This window comes from Halobaculum roseum (assembly GCF_019880245.1).
GTDB lineage: Archaea > Halobacteriota > Halobacteria > Halobacteriales > Haloferacaceae > Halobaculum > Halobaculum roseum.
In genome coordinates this window covers 2,000,299-2,017,869 of record NZ_CP082286.1, presented here as the reverse complement: position 1 = coordinate 2,017,869, position 17,571 = coordinate 2,000,299, and the positions used below count along the sequence as shown (strand labels likewise).

The 17,571-nt window shown below is 70.8% G+C and carries 21 protein-coding genes and 1 tRNA gene; 10 read left to right on the top strand and 12 right to left on the bottom strand.

Features of this window, described 5'->3' with window-relative positions:
* Positions 1 to 17: 17 nt before the first annotated feature.
* The 4 genes from K6T36_RS10205 to K6T36_RS10190 all read right to left on the bottom strand — a co-directional run bounded on the left by K6T36_RS10205 (position 18) and on the right by K6T36_RS10190 (position 2,314).
* Entirely contained in the window at positions 18 to 470 is a 453-nt protein-coding gene (locus tag K6T36_RS10205; protein ID WP_222921188.1) for a hypothetical protein, read from the bottom strand.
* Positions 471 to 753: 283 nt separating this feature from the next.
* Positions 754 to 828, bottom strand: a tRNA-Met gene (locus K6T36_RS10200).
* A gap of 110 nt (positions 829 to 938) precedes the next feature.
* Positions 939 to 1,388, bottom strand: a complete 450-nt coding sequence (locus K6T36_RS10195; protein ID WP_222921187.1) for a GtrA family protein — start codon at positions 1,386 to 1,388, stop codon at positions 939 to 941.
* Positions 1,385 to 2,314, bottom strand: a complete 930-nt coding sequence (locus tag K6T36_RS10190; RefSeq protein ID WP_222921186.1) for a glycosyltransferase — start codon at positions 2,312 to 2,314, stop codon at positions 1,385 to 1,387. The genes K6T36_RS10195 and K6T36_RS10190 overlap by 4 nt, the downstream gene beginning before the upstream one ends.
* Before the next feature lie 122 nt (positions 2,315 to 2,436).
* On the opposite strand from K6T36_RS10190, the gene K6T36_RS10185 reads away from it, so the two are divergent.
* Entirely contained in the window at positions 2,437 to 4,824 is a 2,388-nt protein-coding gene (locus tag K6T36_RS10185; protein ID WP_222921185.1) for a DUF2298 domain-containing protein, read from the top strand.
* A 34-nt stretch (positions 4,825 to 4,858) separates the two neighbouring features.
* Here the strand turns inward: K6T36_RS10185 and K6T36_RS10180 are convergent, their stop codons facing one another.
* The 6 genes from K6T36_RS10180 to K6T36_RS10155 form a co-directional block, all read right to left on the bottom strand.
* A complete protein-coding gene (locus K6T36_RS10180; RefSeq protein WP_222921184.1) occupies positions 4,859 to 5,125 on the bottom strand; it encodes an HAH_0734 family protein in 267 nt (88 codons plus the stop codon).
* 118 nt (positions 5,126 to 5,243) lie between these two features.
* Positions 5,244 to 6,080: an ABC transporter ATP-binding protein gene (locus K6T36_RS10175; RefSeq protein WP_222921183.1), complete on the bottom strand. Its 837-nt coding sequence runs from the start codon at positions 6,078 to 6,080 to the stop codon at positions 5,244 to 5,246.
* Complete coding sequence (locus K6T36_RS10170; protein WP_222921182.1) at positions 6,077 to 6,907, bottom strand: ABC transporter ATP-binding protein; 831 nt, start codon at positions 6,905 to 6,907, stop codon at positions 6,077 to 6,079. Before K6T36_RS10170 ends, K6T36_RS10175 begins: the two co-directional genes overlap by 4 nt.
* Positions 6,900 to 8,303: a branched-chain amino acid ABC transporter permease gene (locus K6T36_RS10165; RefSeq protein ID WP_222921181.1), complete on the bottom strand. Its 1,404-nt coding sequence runs from the start codon at positions 8,301 to 8,303 to the stop codon at positions 6,900 to 6,902. The genes K6T36_RS10170 and K6T36_RS10165 overlap by 8 nt, the downstream gene beginning before the upstream one ends.
* Complete coding sequence (locus tag K6T36_RS10160) at positions 8,300 to 9,247, bottom strand: branched-chain amino acid ABC transporter permease (RefSeq protein ID WP_222921180.1); 948 nt, start codon at positions 9,245 to 9,247, stop codon at positions 8,300 to 8,302. The genes K6T36_RS10165 and K6T36_RS10160 overlap by 4 nt, the downstream gene beginning before the upstream one ends.
* Positions 9,248 to 9,253: 6 nt before the next feature.
* Positions 9,254 to 10,588, bottom strand: coding sequence for an ABC transporter substrate-binding protein (locus K6T36_RS10155; RefSeq protein ID WP_222921179.1), 1,335 nt, complete (start codon positions 10,586 to 10,588; stop codon positions 9,254 to 9,256).
* 137 nt (positions 10,589 to 10,725) lie between these two features.
* Between K6T36_RS10155 and K6T36_RS10150 the strand changes: the two genes are divergently transcribed.
* Complete coding sequence (locus K6T36_RS10150; protein ID WP_222921178.1) at positions 10,726 to 11,580, top strand: HVO_0234 family beta-propeller protein; 855 nt, start codon at positions 10,726 to 10,728, stop codon at positions 11,578 to 11,580.
* A gap of 145 nt (positions 11,581 to 11,725) precedes the next feature.
* On the top strand, positions 11,726 to 12,577 hold the full coding sequence (gene prs, locus K6T36_RS10145) for a ribose-phosphate diphosphokinase (RefSeq protein ID WP_222921177.1): 852 nt from the start codon (positions 11,726 to 11,728) through the stop codon (positions 12,575 to 12,577).
* Between the two features lie 73 nt (positions 12,578 to 12,650).
* Here the strand turns inward: prs and K6T36_RS10140 are convergent, their stop codons facing one another.
* Positions 12,651 to 12,893, bottom strand: a complete 243-nt coding sequence (locus tag K6T36_RS10140) for a DUF8151 family protein (protein WP_222921176.1) — start codon at positions 12,891 to 12,893, stop codon at positions 12,651 to 12,653.
* A gap of 149 nt (positions 12,894 to 13,042) precedes the next feature.
* Between K6T36_RS10140 and K6T36_RS10135 the strand changes: the two genes are divergently transcribed.
* The 7 genes from K6T36_RS10135 to K6T36_RS10105 all read left to right on the top strand — a co-directional run bounded on the left by K6T36_RS10135 (position 13,043) and on the right by K6T36_RS10105 (position 16,898).
* Positions 13,043 to 13,204, top strand: a complete 162-nt coding sequence (locus tag K6T36_RS10135) for a DUF7860 family protein (protein WP_222921175.1) — start codon at positions 13,043 to 13,045, stop codon at positions 13,202 to 13,204.
* Between the two features lie 194 nt (positions 13,205 to 13,398).
* Positions 13,399 to 13,722 (top strand): TM2 domain-containing protein, encoded by a 324-nt coding sequence (locus K6T36_RS10130; protein ID WP_222921174.1) that lies wholly within the window; start codon positions 13,399 to 13,401, stop codon positions 13,720 to 13,722.
* A gap of 74 nt (positions 13,723 to 13,796) precedes the next feature.
* Positions 13,797 to 14,258 (top strand): zinc ribbon domain-containing protein, encoded by a 462-nt coding sequence (locus K6T36_RS10125; RefSeq protein ID WP_222921173.1) that lies wholly within the window; start codon positions 13,797 to 13,799, stop codon positions 14,256 to 14,258.
* A gap of 49 nt (positions 14,259 to 14,307) precedes the next feature.
* The gene (locus tag K6T36_RS10120) at positions 14,308 to 14,931 is read left to right on the top strand and encodes a uracil-DNA glycosylase (protein ID WP_222921172.1); all 624 of its coding nucleotides are present in this window, start codon (positions 14,308 to 14,310) and stop codon (positions 14,929 to 14,931) included.
* Positions 14,932 to 15,024: 93 nt separating this feature from the next.
* Positions 15,025 to 15,534, top strand: a complete 510-nt coding sequence (locus K6T36_RS10115) for a hypothetical protein (protein ID WP_222921171.1) — start codon at positions 15,025 to 15,027, stop codon at positions 15,532 to 15,534.
* Positions 15,535 to 15,585: 51 nt separating this feature from the next.
* A complete protein-coding gene (locus K6T36_RS10110) occupies positions 15,586 to 16,005 on the top strand; it encodes an HIT family protein (protein WP_222921170.1) in 420 nt (139 codons plus the stop codon).
* Positions 16,006 to 16,103: 98 nt separating this feature from the next.
* A complete protein-coding gene (locus tag K6T36_RS10105; protein WP_222921169.1) occupies positions 16,104 to 16,898 on the top strand; it encodes a CpaE/TadZ family protein in 795 nt (264 codons plus the stop codon).
* Positions 16,899 to 16,910: 12 nt separating this feature from the next.
* Here K6T36_RS10105 and K6T36_RS10100 read toward each other — a convergent pair whose 3' ends face one another.
* Positions 16,911 to 17,426 carry a DUF7858 family protein gene (locus K6T36_RS10100; RefSeq protein WP_222921168.1) on the bottom strand — a complete coding sequence of 172 codons (516 nt, stop codon included), beginning with the start codon at positions 17,424 to 17,426 and terminating at the stop codon, positions 16,911 to 16,913.
* Between the last annotated feature and the right edge of the window lie 145 nt (positions 17,427 to 17,571).

Here is a 17,571-nt window from a genome sequence, read left to right as displayed (position 1 = left end):
GCGGGCGAACGACCTCCTCAGCCGTCCGACGACGAGAGCGCGTCGCCCGTCGCGCCCAGATCCGGACCGATCGCGTCGCGGACCGCCTCGACGGCCGCCGTCACGTCGGCGTCGGGATCGAGCGTGAGCAACAGTCCCTCGCTGTCGGTGTACACGCGAACGACCGTGAGGTGATCCATCCCGGTCGCGACGTACTCGACGCCGCCGGCGACGGGGAACAGTTCGTCGACGAACAGCCCGATCTCCGAGAAGTCGATCCCCGCGTAGCGGTGGATCCGGTCGAAGTGCCCCGCCATCTCCTCGTCGTCGGCGTAGAACGACCGCGTGAACTCGTCGCAGTAGGCGATCTCGTACGCGTCCGGCGTGAACGCCGCGGCGACGTGGAGGTCGGAGCCGTCGCCGAGCGCGTTCCGAATCGCAGCCGTCGCGGCGTCGACGTCGAGCGAGACGACCTCGTCACCCCATGTCATGGCACCGGGTTGCGGCAGGTGTGTGAAAACAACGTCGGTTGGTCGGAAATCGTGTCAGTCAGGTTTCCGTCGGTGCGATCGACCGATGGCCCACCGTGTCACGTGCCCCTGGAGGAGGAAGTGTCGGACCGCGAAAACATAGCGGGAGGTAGATTTGAACCACGCCCGGACGTGCTCACTAGCGCTGCGCACGTCCGGTCTACTTCAAATCTACTCCGAGACGAAGTCCGCCACACGGCTCACGATTCACTCCGTTCATCGTTCGCGGTGTGCAACGAAAACATAGCGGGAGGTAGATTTGAACTACCGATCTCCGGGTTATGAGCCCGGCGGAATCTCCTGGCTATCCCATCCCGCTACCGGATACAATTCGACCTGCACTTGTAAGGGTTGTGTTTCACATCCCGCCGCCGTGTGGGAGTTTCCACCACGATCCGTCGCCGCGTCCCGACGCGACGGCGCCGTCGGTCACTCCAGCACGCGCCAAGTGAACACGCTCTCGGCGACGTAGTTGACGACCATCCCGACGCCGATGCCGCCGGCCCGGGAGACCACGAACCAGAGGTCGATCCCGGCGACCGACAGCGGGAGCGCGACCACGCGGAACAGCGCCGTGAACACGAGCAGTTGGACCGCGATGCCGCCGGCTCGGACGACGTTCGACTTCGCCAGTCGCCGGAGCGTCGGGGCGAGCCCGCCGAGTCCCTCGTCGGCGAACGTCACGCGGTCGTTGAGCAGGAACATCACGACCACCGCGACCTCGATCCCGATGAACGCGGCGAGTTCGGGGAAGACGCCGAGTTCGCGCAGCGCCGTCGAGGTGGCGATGTCGAACGCGAAGCCGACGACGCCGACGGAGACGAACTGTCCGATCCGGGTCCCCGAGGCCAGCGCCGCGAGCGCGCCCTCCTCGTTCATCGCGACTCGGTCCCCTCGCCGGCGGTGTCGTCGCCGGCGGAGCCGCCGGTGCCCTCGCCCTCGCGGTCGTCGGGTCGCCCCGGCGCGGCGCCCCCGTCGCTCACGGCGCCGCGGTCGTCGGGTCGGTCGATCAGCGCGACGCCCTCCTCGCGGTCGATCAGGCTGTGGAGCCGGTCGTTCCGGATGAGACGCGCGCGGTGGCGTGCCACCAACAGCCCGCGACCCATGTCCAGCGTGTCGCCCACGGGCGAGACGGTCGAGCCCGGTTGGTCCTCCCACGTGACCGGCACCTCCACGATCCGGTAGTCCAGTGCCGCCGCGACGGCGACGAGCTCGATGTCCCACGCGAACCCCGGCTCGTAGAGGTGGTCGCGGGCGCGCTCCCACGCCGTCGCCGTGATCGCCTTCGCGCCGCACTGGTAGTCGTAGAGTTCCGCATCGAGCAGGCGGCGGGCGATCCACGCGAACCCGTCGCCGAGGAACCGCCGCGCGAACGTCTGGTGGGAGCGCACGTCGGCGTCCGGGTGGCGCCGCGACCCCGCCGCGAGGTCCGCGTCGCCGCCGCGGACTGGGGCGATCACGTCCGCCAGCGACGGCGCCGGCGTCGCGCCGTCGGCGTCGGCGAAGGCGTACACGTCCGTCGAGAGCGCCTCGAAGCCGGCGGTGACGGCCGCCCCCTTCCCGCGACGGCGACGGACGACGCGGCAGTCCACGTCGTCCGGGAGGTCGAAGGGCACCGCCGCATCGGTGGCGGCGTCGGCGGCGCCATCGGAGTCGACGCTCGCACCCCCGGCACCGTCGGGAAGGTCGAGTTCGACGCGGAGCTCGTCGGGGTCGATCGTCTCGCGGATCGCGCGGAGGTATGTCCGGAGCCGACCGGGGTCCGGGTGGTAGGCGGGGACGACGACGCCGACGGTCGGCTGCATACCGGTGGCTTCCCCGTCGCGGGATAAAAACGGTGTGAAACCGACGCATCGTCCCGGCACACGCGCGACGGCACCGCGACGGAGGGAAAGGAACTTACCCCGCCGGCGACCCGTGGGAACCGATGGAGTACGGTCTCGTCGTCCGCTGGCTCGTGGTCCTCCTCGCGCTCGGCGCCGTCGGCCTCCCGCTCGTGGCCCGACTGTTCCCGCGGTCGGCGACGCGGGGCGCGGGGTTCGCCCTCCCCGTCTCGGCGCTGACGCTCGGGCTCGTCGCCTTCTGGGTCGGCCGCGTCGCCTTCGGACCGATCGCGCTCGGCGTCGGGCTGGTGGTTCTGCTCGCGCTCGCGGGGGTCTCGCTGCTCGACCGCGGGGCACTCCGCGAGGGGAGCGTCGCGTTCGACGACGACGCGGTCGACCGGCTGCCCGACCGAACCGTCGTCGCCGAGACGGCCGCGGTGTTCGCCGTCGCGTTCCTGTTCGTGGTGCTGATCCGCGCGTTCGACCCCGCCGTCGACCCGATCGCCGGCGAGAAGTTCCTGGATTACGGCATCCTCAAGTCGCTGCTGCGGGCGGGCGCGCTCCCGCCGGAGGACATGTGGTTCGCCGGCGAGCCCGTCCGGTACTACTACGGCGGCCACCTCCTCGCGGCGCTGTTCACGACGCTGATGGCGACGCCGGCGCGGTTCGGCTACAACCTCGCGCTCGCGGGCTTCTTCGGGATGCTCGTCGCCGCCGTCTACGACCTCGCGGGGTCGGTCGCCGCGAGCCGCGGCCGGTCGCGCCGGACCGCGGGCCTGCTCGGGGCGTTCCTCGTCGGCGTCGCGGGGAACCTCCACACGGCGGGGTGGGTGGCCCTCCGGGCGCTCCCCCCCGGCCTTCGAGAGTCCGTCGCCGGCCTCGTCGGGTTCGACGCCGGGGAGGTCATCGCCCGCGACTTCTCCTACTGGACCGCCAGCCGGGTCATCCCCGGCACGATCAACGAGTTCCCGCTGTTCGCGTGGCTCAACGGCGACCTCCACGCCCACATGACGATGACCCCGTTCCTGCTGCTGGGGGCGGCGCTCGCGTTCGCGCTGTATCGCACGCCCGAATCGGAAGCCCGCCGCCGGCGACTCCTGCTGTTCGGCGCCGTCCCGCTCGTGGGCGGCTTTCAGGTCGTACTCGATACCTGGAGCTTCCCGAGCGTGTTCGGGCTCGCGTGGCTGGCGGTCGCGACCGCGCCGGCGGCGCCGCGGACGCTGTTGCCCGCGTCGCTTCGGCGTCCCCTCGACGCGCGCCTCGGCGAGGACGCCGGGGCTCGACTGCCGGCGGAACTCGGCCGCCCCGTCGTCGCCGCCGCGGTCGTCGCCGCCGCGGGGGCGCTCGCGGTCGCGGTCGCGGCCCCGTTCCTGCTCGTGGCCGTCGCCGGCGGCGGCAGCGAGCGCGAACTCGCGGTGCTCCCCGTCGAGATGCGCTCGTCGCTGGGCGAACTGCTCGTGGTCCACGGCGCCTTCCTGGCGACGTTTCTCGCGGGGCTGCTCGGGGCGGTCGGCCGGGAGCGTCCGCTCACGGTCATCGCCGGGGGCGTCGCGCTGGCGCTCGCCGGCGTGGCCGTCGGGCTGCCCGCGCTCGGCCTCTTCGGCGTCCTGCTGATCGCGGGGTGGGTCGCCCTGCGGACCGACCGCGCGGGCTTCGAGACCGTGCTGATCGTCGGGGGGGCGGGGCTGGCGCTGATCGTGGAACTCGTCTTCCTGAAGGAGCAGGCCGGCCCCGGCCGGATGAACACCGTGTTCAAGACGTACGCGCAGGTGTGGCCGCTGTGGGCCGCCGCCGCGGGCGTCGTCCTCGCGGGGTTCCTGAAGGCCGTGCCGCGCCCGGACGCCTCGGCGCTGTGGCCGAGTTCGGGCACGCGCGACGTGGCGGCGGCGGTGTTCGTCGCCGCGCTGCTCGTGTCGACGGGGATGTACGCCGCCTTCGCCGTCCCGGCGCACGTGAACGAGGGGTATCCCGACGAGCCGACGCTCGACGGCACCCACTTCGTCGGCGCGTTCCACCCCAGCGAGGAGCGCCCCGTCGACTGGCTGGACGCCCGCGAGGGCCAGCCCGCGATCCTCTCGGCGCCCGCGACCGGCGTGTACCCCGGCGCGAACAGCCGCTACGGCCACTCGCCGGGGATGTACACCTGGAACGCGAACCCCGCCGCGAGCCTCACCGGCCTGCCGACCGTCGCCGGCTGGCACCACGAGGTCGGCTATCGCGGCCCCGAGGCGTACTTCTCCCGGGTGCGGCAGGTCGACGACGCGTACACCTCGCGGGCGGCCGCCGTCGAGGCGTTCCGCGAGTACGACGTGCGCTACGTGTGGGTCGGCCCCGCCGAGCGCGAGCGCTACGACGGCCGCGGGATGATCGACTTCGCGTCCATCGACGGCGTCGAGACCGTCGAGGAGGCGTCGACGGGGTCGGTGATGGTGTTCCGGGTGACGGAGTCGGAGCTCCCGCCGGCGTCGTCGCTGCGGGACGAAGAGAACTGACGGCGAGAAAACCGGGGGCGAAGTCGTCGGGCGCTCAGACGTTGAGGTCGCCGCCGGACTTCACGACATCCAGGGCCTCGGCGTCGATCGTGTCGACCTCCAGCCAGTGCGGGACGTACGTCCGCCGCTCGAAGTCCTCGCGCTCGTCGTCGGTGCCGATGGTGCACCACAGCTGCGGCTCGTCGGGACCGTGGTAGTCGCCCTGCCGCTGAATGGAGAAGACGCGCATCTCCTCGCCGTCGTAGTCGATGATCCCGTCCTTGCGCAGCCCGGGGTCGCCGTGGACGATGAGCTTCTTCATGCGCCCGGCTTGGCGGGTTCGTACACTAAGGGTTTCGATGCCTCGCGTCTCCGGACGGCGCGGCGATCCGACGACGCGGCGCCCCCGACGGCGGGCGACGCCGACGCCGCGGCGGAGATCACCCGCCGAGGTACAGCCGCGACACCTCGGGGTTGTCGAGCAGCGCGTCCGCCTCGTCGGCGTACGCGACGGCGCCCTGGTCGAGGACGTACCCCGAGTCGGAGATGGACAGCCCCTTGCGGGCGTTCTGCTCGACCATCAGGATCGCCGTCCCGAGGTCGTTGACCGCCAGCACGTCGTCGAACACCTCGTCGGCCGTGTTGGGCGCCAGCCCGGCCGACGGCTCGTCGATGAGCAGGACGTCCGGCTCCATCACGAGCGCGCGGGCGAACGCGAGCACCTGCCGCTGGCCGCCCGAGAGCGTCCGGGCCTTCGCCTCGCGCTTCTCGGTGAGGATCGGGAACCGGTCGTACAGCTCGTCGATCACCGGCCCGAGGTCGTCGTCGCGGGCGACCCCGCCCATGCGGAGGTTCTCCTCGATCGTGAGGCTCCCGAACACGTTCTCGGTCTGGGGGACGTAGCCGATCCCCTCGCGGACGACCTCCTCGGGGGCCAGCCCGCCGATGTCGTCGCCGCGGTAGCGGATCCGTCCCGACCACGGCGTCAACAGCCCGAACACCGTCTTCAGCACCGTCGACTTCCCGGCGCCGTTCGGGCCGATGAGACACGCGATCTCGCCGTCGGACAGCGACATCGAGAGGTCGTCGAGCACCTGCACGTCGCCGTAGCCGCTGTCGACGTGCTCCACCGAGAGGACGGGCTCGTCGGCGGCAGTCTCTTCGCGGACGCCGTCCCCGGCGGCGGTGTCGTTGGCGGCCGCGGCGTTGGCGGCGGCGTCTCCGGCGTCCCCGGAGTCTCCGGCGTCGGCCGCCGACGGGGGCGTGCGGTCGCTCATTCGCCCGGCCCTCCGAGGTAGGCGTCGACGACGCGCTGGTCGGTTCTGACTTCCTCGGGCGTCCCCTCCACGAGGACGCTGCCCTGGTCCAGGACGACGATCGGGTCGGCGAGGTTCATGATGAACTCCATGTCGTGTTCGATGATACACAGCGTGACGCCCTCCTCGTTGAGGCGGGCGATGTGCTCGCGGAGCGCGTTCGCGAGCGTCGGGTTGACCCCCGCGACCGGCTCGTCCAGCAGGAGAACCTCGGGCTCGGCGAGCATCGCCCGCGCGAGCTCGACCAGCTTCAGCTGGCCGCCCGAGAGGTCGGTCGCCGGCTGCGTGGCGAGGTGGTCGATCTCGAACCGCTCCAGCATCCGCTGGGCGTCCTCGATGTTGCGCGTCTCCGCGGCCTCGACCTCGTCGGGGCTGGTGAACAGCTTCACGAACGACTCGCCGGGCTGGCGCTGGGGGCCGACGAGCATCGCCTCGCGGACGGTCATCCCCTCCAGCTTGCGGGGCGTCTGGAACGTCCGGATGAGTCCCTCGTCGGCGACCTCGTGGGGCTCGGCGCTCGTCACGTCGGTCCCGTTGACCGTGACGGTGCCCGCGTCGGGCTCGTAGAAGCCCGAGACGAGGTTGAAGATCGTCGACTTCCCGGCGCCGTTCGGGCCGATGAGCCCCGTGATGCTCCCCCGCTCGACGGCGAAGGAGGCGTCGTCGACGGCGACGAGGCCGCCGAACGCCTTCCGGAGGCCGTCGACGCGCAACACGGCGTCCTCCTTGTCGAGGTTCGGGCCGTCGTACAGCCCGGCCGATCGCTCCTCCTCGACTCGCTCACTCATCGGTGTCACCCCCGTTTCTGACCGCGGGCTCGTCCGGTTCCCCCTCGGGACCGGAGTCGGCATCGTGTGCGCCAGCGGCGGCGTCCCCCTCGATCGTCTCGCGGGGGTTCGTCTCGCCGGGCCCCGCCGAGGCGGCGACCGACGACGGCCAGATGAGTTCCCGCTGCGGCGGAAGCACCCCCTGCGGGCGGAACCGCATCACGAGGATGATGAGCACGCCGACCGCGAGCAGCCGCGTCGACGCGAAGTTGTTCACGACCGTCGCGTACGTGCTCGTCACGAGCGGCAGGTCGACCGGGAACGACGCCGGCAGCACCTCCCCGAGGAAGCGGGTCCCCTCGCGGATGGCGATGACGACGAAGCCGCCGAAGATCGCCCCGCGGTTCGAGCCGCTGCCGCCGAGGATCACCGCGATCCACACGTAGAACGTGTTGATCGGCGCCAGGTCGCCCGGGCTGACGAAGAGGTTCAGGTGCGCGTAGAACACGCCCGCCAGCGCCATGATCACGCTCCCGAGCACGAACGACTGCATCTTGAACGCGTAGGTGTCCTTCCCCAGCGCCTCCGCGAGGTCCTCGTCCGAGCGGATCGTCGCGAGCACGCGCCCCCACGGCGAGCGGTGGACGCGGCGCAACACCGCGTACACCGCGGCGACCATCGCGAGCACGAGCGCGACGTTCAACAGCGCCTGCCAGAACGGCGCCCCGAGCGTGAACCCGAGGAGCCGCGTCGTGAACACCCCCGGGAGCCCGACCGCCAGTTCGTGAACGCGAACCCCGGGTAACGTCTGCGGAAGCGTTCCCAGCACCGGCCAGCCGTCGAAGAACCCGGGAAGCCCCCGCAGCCCGGCGCTGCCGTTCGTCACGCCCCGCTGGTTGAGGAACAGCAGCCGGACGACCTCGGCGAGCCCGAGCGAGGCGATCGCGAGGTAGTCCGCGCGAAGCCGCAGCGTCGGAACCCCGATGGCGACGGCGACGGCCGCCGCGAGTGCCACCGCGAGCAGCAGGCCGAGAACGGTGAGCGGGAGGAGGCCGTAGAGGCGCGCTCCGGAGACCCACACCAGCTCCACCCCGGCGAGGCTGAATCGCCATCCGTCGGCCCCGACCGGCGAGTTGCCGGCGGTGAGCAGCGCCGTGCCGTACGCGCCGATGCCGAAGAACGCCGCCACCGAGAAGTTGATCAGTCCGGTGTAGCCCCACTGCACGTTCAGCCCGAACGACAACAGGACGTACATCCCGACCAGGCCGACGAGGTACAGGAAGTACGTCGGCGCGAGCCCGCCGGTGACGAGGCCGAACAGCAGCAGCGCCGCCAGGACGACGACGAAGCCGGTGACGCCCCGTTCCGCGCGGGTGAGCCCCGCGAACCATCCGCGGGCGGCGTCAGCGACGCTCACGCCGCGTCCTCCCCGGCGATGCCGGACGGTCGCACCAGCAGCACGGCGACCATGATCAGGAACGCGATGGCGTTCGCGTACTCGATGCCGATGGGGATGCCGAAGCTCTCGGGAACGAACGGGATCTCCTGTCCGAGTCGCGGGAGGATCGGCGTCAGTTGGTTGATCATCCCGATGAGGAAGCCGCCGGCCATCGCGCCGTACACGGAGCCGATCCCGCCGAGGATGACGGCCGCGAACACGACCAGGAGGATGTTGAACCCCATCCGGGGCGAGATGTTGCTGTACAGGCCGAGGAAGACGCCGCCGGCGCCCGCGAGCCCGGCACCGATGACCCACGTCCAGATCTCGATCCGGTCGGTCCGGATGCCCGAGACCCGCGCGAGCGAGGGGTTGTCCGCCGTCGCCCGCATCTTCCGACCGAGATCAGTGTACTGGAGCAGGGCGTGGAGGCCGGCCACCAGCACGACGGCGCTGGCGACGATCGCCACGTCGTGTAACGTCATGCGGATCCCGAACGGGATCAGCGCCTCGATCGGTCGCAACAGCGGGATCTGGAACTCGAGGAACCCGGTTCCGAAGCCGAGTTGGACGATCGCGCGATACACGAACGCGACCCCGATGGACGTGATGAGCAGGCCGATCGAGCCGACGTCGAGCGGCTCGTAGACGACCTTGTGGGTGACCACCGCGACGACGGCGGCGACCGCGACGCCGACGACCAGCGCGAGGAAGAAGCCCAGCGGCAGCCCGAGCACCTCCGCCCCGAGCGAGCCCACGAAGCCGAACGTCACCAGCGCGGTGTAGGCGCCGACGGTCATCGTGTCGCCGTGGGCGAAGTTGGCGAAGTTCGCGATCGAGTACACCAGCGAGAGCCCGATGCTGGACAACACGACGATGCTGCTGAACACGAGCCCGTTCGCCAAATATTCGAGAACCGACATCGAGGGTTAGCCCTCGATCGTACCGGAGGAGACGTACTCGTGGTCCTCCACGGTGAGGATCTGCAGGAAGCCGACCGGGTCGCCGTTTTCGTCGAAATCGATCGGGCCGGAGACGCCCTGGTAGTCGATGTCGTCGGGCGAGCCGTCCTCGCCGAGCACCTCCATCGCCTCCGCGAACGTGAACACCTCCTCGCCCTCCGGCCGGGTCACGTCGCGGACGGTCTCCTGGAGGGCCGCCCCGGTGAACTCGTCGGCGGTCGCGATCGACAGCGCCGCCGTGACCACGCAGTCGTAGGCGAACGCCGACCACGAGGTCGGCGTCTCGCCGTACTCGGACTCGAACTCCGAGGCGAACGCCTGGTAGTTGTCCTGGTCGACCGCCGCGGAGGGGACGACGATCTTCATGCCGTCGAGGCTCCCCTCGGGCGTGTTGCCGAGCACGTCCGACCCCTGGACGGAGTCGGCGCCGTAGAACTGCGCCTCGTAGCCGTTGGAGTACGCCTCCTGGGCCATCGAGGTGAACTCCGGCTGGTAGGTGATGAACAGCCACGCGTCCGCGCCGGAGTTGGCCATCCCCGACACCGTCGAGGAGTACGACGACTGCCCCTGGTCGTGGGGTTCGTCGTAGGCGATCTCGCCGTCCCACTCCTCGCGGAACGTCTCGGCGAGCCCCTGCCCGTAGTCGTTGTTCACCCACGCGAGCGCGACGGAGTCGTAGCCGTCCTCGCCGATGATGTTCGCCAGCGCCGTCGACTGGGTGCTCCCCGTCGGCGACATCCGGAGCAGTCCCGGGAAGTCCGTCAGGTCCGGGCTGGTGGAGTTCTGGCTCAACTGCACCACGTCGGTCCCCTGGATCACCGACTCGTAGATCGCCAGCGACACGCCCGAGCCGACCGCGCCGATGACGAACGGGACGCCGTCCTGGTTGACGAGCTTCTGGGCCGCCGAGACGCCGGCCTGCGACTGGCTCTCGGAGTCCTCGACGATGATCTCCAGGTCGCGTCCGCCGATGCCGACCTCGTTCACGTCGGCGAGCGCGAGGTCCTTCCCGCGCTGGTTGCGCTGGCCGAACGCCGACAGCGACCCGGTGAGCGAGTCGACCATGCCGATGGTGTACGGCCCGGTGTCCCCGCCGTCGTCTCCGTCCCCGCCGTCGTCGGCGGTGGTCTCCTCGTCGTCGCCGTCGCCGCCACCGGCGCCGTTCGGTTCCTCGGTCGCGGTGTCGGTCGCCGGGTCGTCGGTCGTGCTACAGCCGGCAAGCCCCGCGAGTCCCGCGAGTCCCGCGGCCCCGGACGCCTTCAGTACGTCCCGCCGGTTCGGTTCGGTGTCATCTGCTACCATGGCTAGCGGTATCTTTTCTCTACAGCCTTATCCGTATATCCCTTCCCGGCCACCCGAACGGGCGGGTTCGACCCGTCCGGACCGTCCCCGACGAGCGCTCCGCGGGGCTTATTCGCCCGGCCGCCGGACCCCCGCGTATGCCGACCATCGCCGAGAAGCGCGTGTTCACGAAGCGCGACGACGTGGTGCGGGCGCTCGCGGCCTCCTCGATGGGCGTCGTGGGCGTCTCGCTGTCGGGCGACATCGTGGGCGAGTTCGGGTTCGAACACCGCTGTGACGCCCGGGACGTGGCCGCCCGCGGCGAGGCCGTCGCCGTCGCCACCGCTGAGGACGTGCTCGTCGGCGACTTCGAGCCGACGGGACATGGCCCCGCGGTCGCGGTGAGCGTCGCCGGGGACGGCGTGCTCGCGGCGGCGCCCGACGGCACTATCTCGCTGCTCGGCGCGGGGGAATCCGACGACGGCGACGGCAACGACGGCGCGTGGACCGCCGTCGGCGCCGTCGACGACCCCCGCCGGCTGGACGGCCGGCTCGTCGCCGCCGGCGACGGCGTCCACCGCCTGACCGACGGCGAACTGGAGTACGCCGGCCTCGACGACGCCAGGGACGTGAGCGACCGCGGGGTCCCGCTGGCGGTGACCGGCGAGTCGCTGTACACCCTCGGCAACGGCTGGATGCGCGATCTCGAACCGGACGGGGAGGGAGCCGACCGGAGCGTGCGGACCGGGGCCGGATTCCGCTGTGTCGCCGCGGATGCCGACGGGGAGCGAGCGGTCGCCGCAACGGGCGCGGCGCTGTACGAGCGCGCCGACGCGACCGCGACCGAGTGGGTCCGCCACGACGAGTCGGGCGTCGTCGACGCCGCGTTCGCGGGCCGGCACCTCGTCGCGGTCACCGACGGCGGCGAGGCTCGGGTGTACGCCGACGGGGGATGGCGCGGCCGGACCCTCGGCCTGCCGGACGTGCGGGCGGTCGCGATCCCCGGCGAGTAGTGACGACGACGGCTGAGTAGTGAAGACGAGCGCCGAGTAGTGGCGCCGCCGTCCCGTCCTCGATCGGGTCGTCGCGGGCTGTGATGCCGCCGCACGCGTCGCCCGAGTAGGAACGCGTTTGTATCCGGCGGCGGGAACGACGTGTATGATCGTACCCGGGTCCGCGTCGCAGGCGCTCGCGGCCGCCCTCGCCGAGCACACCGGCCGCCCGCTCGCCACGCCGGAGTACCGCTGGTTCCCGGACGGCGAGGAGTGCGCCGCCGTGCCCGAGTTCGCGGGCGAGGAGGCCGTCGTCGTCGCCGCGACCGACTCCAACGACGCGTTCGTCGAGCTGCTTCAGCTCCAGGACGCCGTCCGCGAGGCCGGCGCGGAGACCGTCACGACCGTCATCCCGTACATGGGCTACGCCCGCCAGGACCGGGCGTTCGAACACGGCGAGCCCGTCTCCGCGCGGGCGGTCGCCCGCGCCGTCTCGACCGGCACCGACCGCGTCGTCCTCGTGACGCCCCACGAGGCCGACGTTGCCGACTACTTCGACGTGCCCGTCGAGGTGCTTGAGGCGGCGCCGCTGCTCGCGGAGCCGCTGCCCGACGACCTCTCGGAGCCGCTGTTTCTCGGCCCCGACGCCTCCGCCGAGGGGCTCGCGGTCGCCGTGCGCGACGCCTTCGGCGGCGGCGAGACCGACTTCTTCGAGAAGGTTCGCGACTACGACACCGGCGAGGTGACCGTCAGCCCGAGCGACGCGGACGTGGCCGACCGCGACGTGGTCGTCGTCGACGACATCATCGCGACCGGGTCGACGATGAGCGAGGCGGTCGCCGCCCTGCGCGACCGCGACTGCGGCGACGTGTACACGGCGTGCGTCCACGGGATGCTCGCGAGCAACGCCCGCACGAAGCTCGCCGCCGCCGGCGTGACGCGGGTGATCGCGAGCGACACCCTCGAACGCGCCGAAAGCGACGTGTCGGTGGCGCCGCTCGTGGCCGACTCGCTGTAACCGCTCGACGGACGCGCTGTAACCGCCCGACTGACGCACTATTACCCCCGACAGACGCGCCGTCGCCGCCCGCTCACCGAGAGGCGAGGACGTGCCGCATCCGGGGAAGCGCCTGCCTGTAGCCGACGAGGTAGACGCCCCAGAACAGCGCGACCGCCCCGAGCACGGCGTCGACCGCCGCGACCTCGGGCGCCGTCGCCATCGTCGCCGCCGCCGCCCGCTCGAAGTGGATCCCGATCCCGGTGAGGACGACCGACGCGAGCAGTACGAAGAGGTACTCCGCCGCGACCCACGCGGCGTCGAACAGTCCTGACATACCACCAGGGCCGCCGTCGGCGAGTGAAACCCTTTCGGTCGGACCGAAAGCGCGAATCGACCGGCCCCGAAGTTCGGCCGCATATCAGGCAGAGACGGGAACCCCGATTACCCGACGCTCACCAGCGCGCGCTGCTCGGTTGTGCCGCCGTGTTCCTGCTCGCGGTCGCCGTCGAGGTCGGCGCCGCGGTCGCGGGGACGGCCCTCCCGCCGTGGGAGCACGCGCTGCTGGTCGACCTCGAACTGTTCGCCGTCGGCGGCGCGTTCCGCTCGGTGTTCGTGTTCGGCGTCGCGCTGCCGCTGACGGAGTAGCGGAGTCCTGTCCGGACGCTGATACGGATCCCGACGGCCGGTTCACCGCGACCCTCGCACCGGCCGACAGCGCTCGCCAACCGGAACCGAAGTCGGGCCCGTCCGGCGATCGGGTACATGCAGTATATTTCGCCTATCGTGATCGATATTCAACCAGTATACTTATTATAGTTGATGAAAGGTTTGACACGAAGATGAGCAATGCAACTCCCGGCGCCGACGAGCAGTTCTGCAGCAGTTGCGGCGAAGTGATCAAGAAGGAAGCGGAGATCTGCACCGAATGTGGCGTGCGCCAGTCGGGCGGGTCCTCCTCGGGCTCGAAGGACAAGACGAGCGCCGCCCTCCTCGCCATTTTCCTCGGCGGGCTCGGCGCACACCACTTCTACCTCGGCAACACCGGTCGCGGGATCATCTACCTCGTCTTCTCGTGGACGTTCATCCCGCTCCTCGTCGGGCTCATCGAGGGGATCATCTACCTCACGAAGTCCGAGGACGAGTTCCAGCAGCAGTACGCCTGACGTAGCGATACCCGCCATTTTTCGATGCACGCCATCCATCCAAGCCCCGGGACCGCCGATCGCGGATCACAGCCATGACCAAACGGAAGGCGGCCGACGAGGTGTTCTGTCGCTCCTGCGGGGAGGCGATCAAGCAGGCGTCGGAGCTGTGCCCCAACTGCGGGGTCCGAAACGACAACTACAGCCCCGCCAGTAGCGGCGGCGGTAGGAGTAGCGTCCACGACCCCGCGCAGTACGAAACCTCGGTGTCCGACACCTGGTGGTACGGCGTCGCCGCGGGAACCGGCGTCTGGGTGCTGCTCGTGCTCGCGTCGGCCCTGGGGGGCGATCTGGGTGCCGGCGGCGGAATACTCGTCCTGATCGGGTGGGCCGGGCTGCCGCTGTCGGTGTACTTCGATACCCAATACGTCCGCGCGAACTCCGAGTGGGACCCGAACGTCGCGGTCTGGGTGATCCTCTCGGCGATCTGGTTCCTCAACATCGCCGCCGGCGCGGCCTACCTCTATCGGCGCCATCAGGTGCTCGGGGAGCCCTGACCGCGGTCGGAGCGAAACCGCCAATCGCCGCGGCCCCGAACTCGACACCGTGACCGACACCGAGGAACCGATCCGGCACCCGGATTCCGACGATCGGCTCGTGATCGAGCCAGGCTGCTCGCGGTGTCCGGCACTGGTCGAGTCGCGAACCCGCATCTCGTGGGGCACCGGTCCCCGGGACGCGAGCGTGCTCGTCGTCGGCGAGGCACCCGGCGCCGGCGACCCCGACGCCGAGACCTGGAAGGGCGGCAACCACACCGGTTGCGCGTACACGTCCCGTCACTCCGGCCGTCGCGTGCGCCGACTCATGCGCGAACTCGGCTACGGCGACGACTGCTTCTTCACGAACGCGGCGAAGTGTCACCCCGAGGGAAACCGCGATCCGACCGACGCGGAGCTGTCGAACTGCCGCGGCCACCTCGAAACCGAGTTGGGGATCGTCGACCCGGCGGTCGTCGTCACGACGGGGAAACACGCGACGGCGACGCTACTCGCGTTCGAGGAAATCGAGCAGGACGGCTTCCTCGACTCGGTGTGCGAGCCGATCGAGTGCCCGACGCTCGGCGTGACATGTCTGCCGATCCTCCATCCGAGTTACCGGGAGGTGTGGCTCTCGCGCTTGGGGCTGAGCGCCGAGGAGTACCGGGAGCGGATCGCGGTGCACCTGCCGTAGCGGGCGGGTCGGGGAAGTCAACGAAGGCGGCCCCCTCGATCACGAACGAACGGGTATAGCAACAGATAACTAGGACTTCAGAGCACTTCGCTCATGCCCGCCGCCGACCCCTACATCGTCAACCGGATCAACGGGAACACCGAGGGATTCTTCGACGTCTCCGACCGCTACGACCCCGACGAGATCGAGGAGCTGTTCGCCGTCTCCGAGGTCGAGTTCGTGGTCGGCGGGGCCGGCGCGGGGATCCCGTACGAAGCACACGACGGGATGCGGACGTCGTTCAAGACCGACGTGGTGACGCACCGATACTCGCAGAACGGCATATGCGTTATCTCGGGGTCACGCATCGACATCGTCTCCGAGGAGGGGTACTCGTGGTCGGTTCCGTTCGGTTCGATCGACGCCGTCGGGCACAACGGCGTCTGGAACACCACGACGTACGGGATCATTCGGACGAAGACCGAGGACCGGTTCCGGTACAGTCTGTCCCTGGTCGTCGGCGGGACGGTGGTCGAGATCAACTCGACCGAGTTCGAGTTGGAACCCCACAGGCCCGACATCGAGGCCGTGGCCGAGTCCATCGCCGAGTTCATCTCGACGTAGGGGGACGAACGGCCCCTATCTTGAAGCGTGATGCCGACGCACCGATCGTCCATGAGCGACGACTGCATCTTCTGTTCGATCGTCGCGGGCGACATTCCCGCCCGCGTGGTCGCCGAGACCGACGACGCGCTCGCGTTCCTCGACGCGAACCCGATGGCCCGCGGTCACACCCTCGTGATCCCCAAGGCGCACCACCAGCGAGTCGCCGACCTCTCTCGTGAGGAGTCGCGCGCCGTCTTCGACCTCGTACACGACCTCGCGCCCCGGATCGAGGACGCGGTCGACGCCGACGCCCACACGATCGGCGTCAACGACGGCCCCGACGCCGGCCAGGAGGTCCCCCACGCGCACGTCCACGTCATCCCGCGCTTCGACGGCGACGGCGGCGGACCCATCCACGTCGCCGCCGGCGAGCGGCCGGACCTGGGCGACGACGAGTTGGACGAGATCGCCGACGCGATCGGAGCGTAGTCCCCGCCGCGGTCGCGGAGCACCGCTCCGGCCCGGTCCGATCTTGTTCCGCGAACTCAGACACGTAACTATATGGCGGATGCGGGCACAGCAGCCGCATGGCCAGCATCCGATCGCTCGCGTTCGTCGGCGCCGTCGGCGGCGCGGGCACGACCCGAACGGCCGTCGAGTGTGCCGCCGCGCTCGCGCGTGACGGCCGCGAGGTCGTCGTTCTCGACGCCGCCTACGCGACGCAGGGGCTCGGCGAGTTCGTTTCGGGCCGCATCGATCCCGACGTGACCGAGCTGTGTCTCGATCCCGACCGACCGCTCGCCGACGGGTTGTACGACCTCGATGCGGCGGTCGACGCCCGGATCGAACTCGCCCCGGCGCACGCGCCGTTCGAGCGTCTCGCCCGCGCGACCGGCGACGACGCGGCACAGGTGCTCGGCGAGCGAGTGGCGGAAGCCGTCGCCCGCGCCGACCACGTGATCGTCGACGTTCCGCCGGTCGCCGCCAACCCGCCGATAGCCGCGGTCCACTCGGTCGACCGCGTCGCGATCGTCGCTCCCGACACCGACCACGGCGCGGACGGCCGGCGGCGACAGCGGGACGTGCTCCGCGACATCGACGTGCCCGACGGCGACCCCGCGAGCGTCGCCGTCGCCGCTCCCGGGTCCGCCGGGCGAAGCGACGAATCCGGAAGCGCCGAGGCCGACGCGGACGCGACGATCCCGCGCGGGCCCAGCGAGTTCGCCGCCGCGCCGGCGTGTCTCGGCACGGACACGTTCGCCGCCGGCGTCGTCGCCGCGACGGAGACGCTGTTCGAGACCGAACTGGACGTCGAGTTCGAGGACCGCGGTGTGATCGGGCGGCTCGGCGCGGGCGTCGACCGCGTGCGCGGCGGGGAGTGAGAAACGGGCGGGTCAGCGCAGGTCGACGGCGGCAGTCATCGTCTCACCGAGGGCGTCCCGCTTCTCCACGCTCGCGTTCCCGCCCGCGGCCAACGCGCCGCGGGCGACGTCGGCCAGCTCCGGCACCGGATCGTGTGACTCGACGTAGCTCGCGAGCGCGAACGCCGCCTCGTCGCCGCCGCTGAGTTCGAGCGCGTCCGCACGCGGGATCTCGCCGCCGAGCCAGTCGCGAACCACGCGGCGGGCTGTCGGCGCGAGCGGGGAGACGCCCTGCACGCCGCAGCGATGGAGCACCTTCGCGGCCGTCACGGCCGCGACGCCGGCCTCGCGTGCGCTCGCGCCCACGCTCTGGCCGCGGGCGTGGTGGTCGAGCACCACCGCGGCCGCCTCGGGCGTACACGCCAACGCGTCGGCGTGGGGGGCGAGCCGGGAGGCGAGGTCGCCGCCGGTGTCGTCGACCGAGGCGACGCCGCGCGTCTCCTGACGTGCGGTCACCTCGATCCCGGCGGCGATGTCGGGGAGCGCCATGGTCACGCTCGGTCGCCATCCGATATAAATTCGATCGTCCGGGTCGATACGATAACGAGACTGTTGGGAGTAACGTACCGGTTATCGGTACGTTCGAGCGCCATAGAGCGGGTCGGGAGCGGCGGATCCCCCCACACATAAGTAT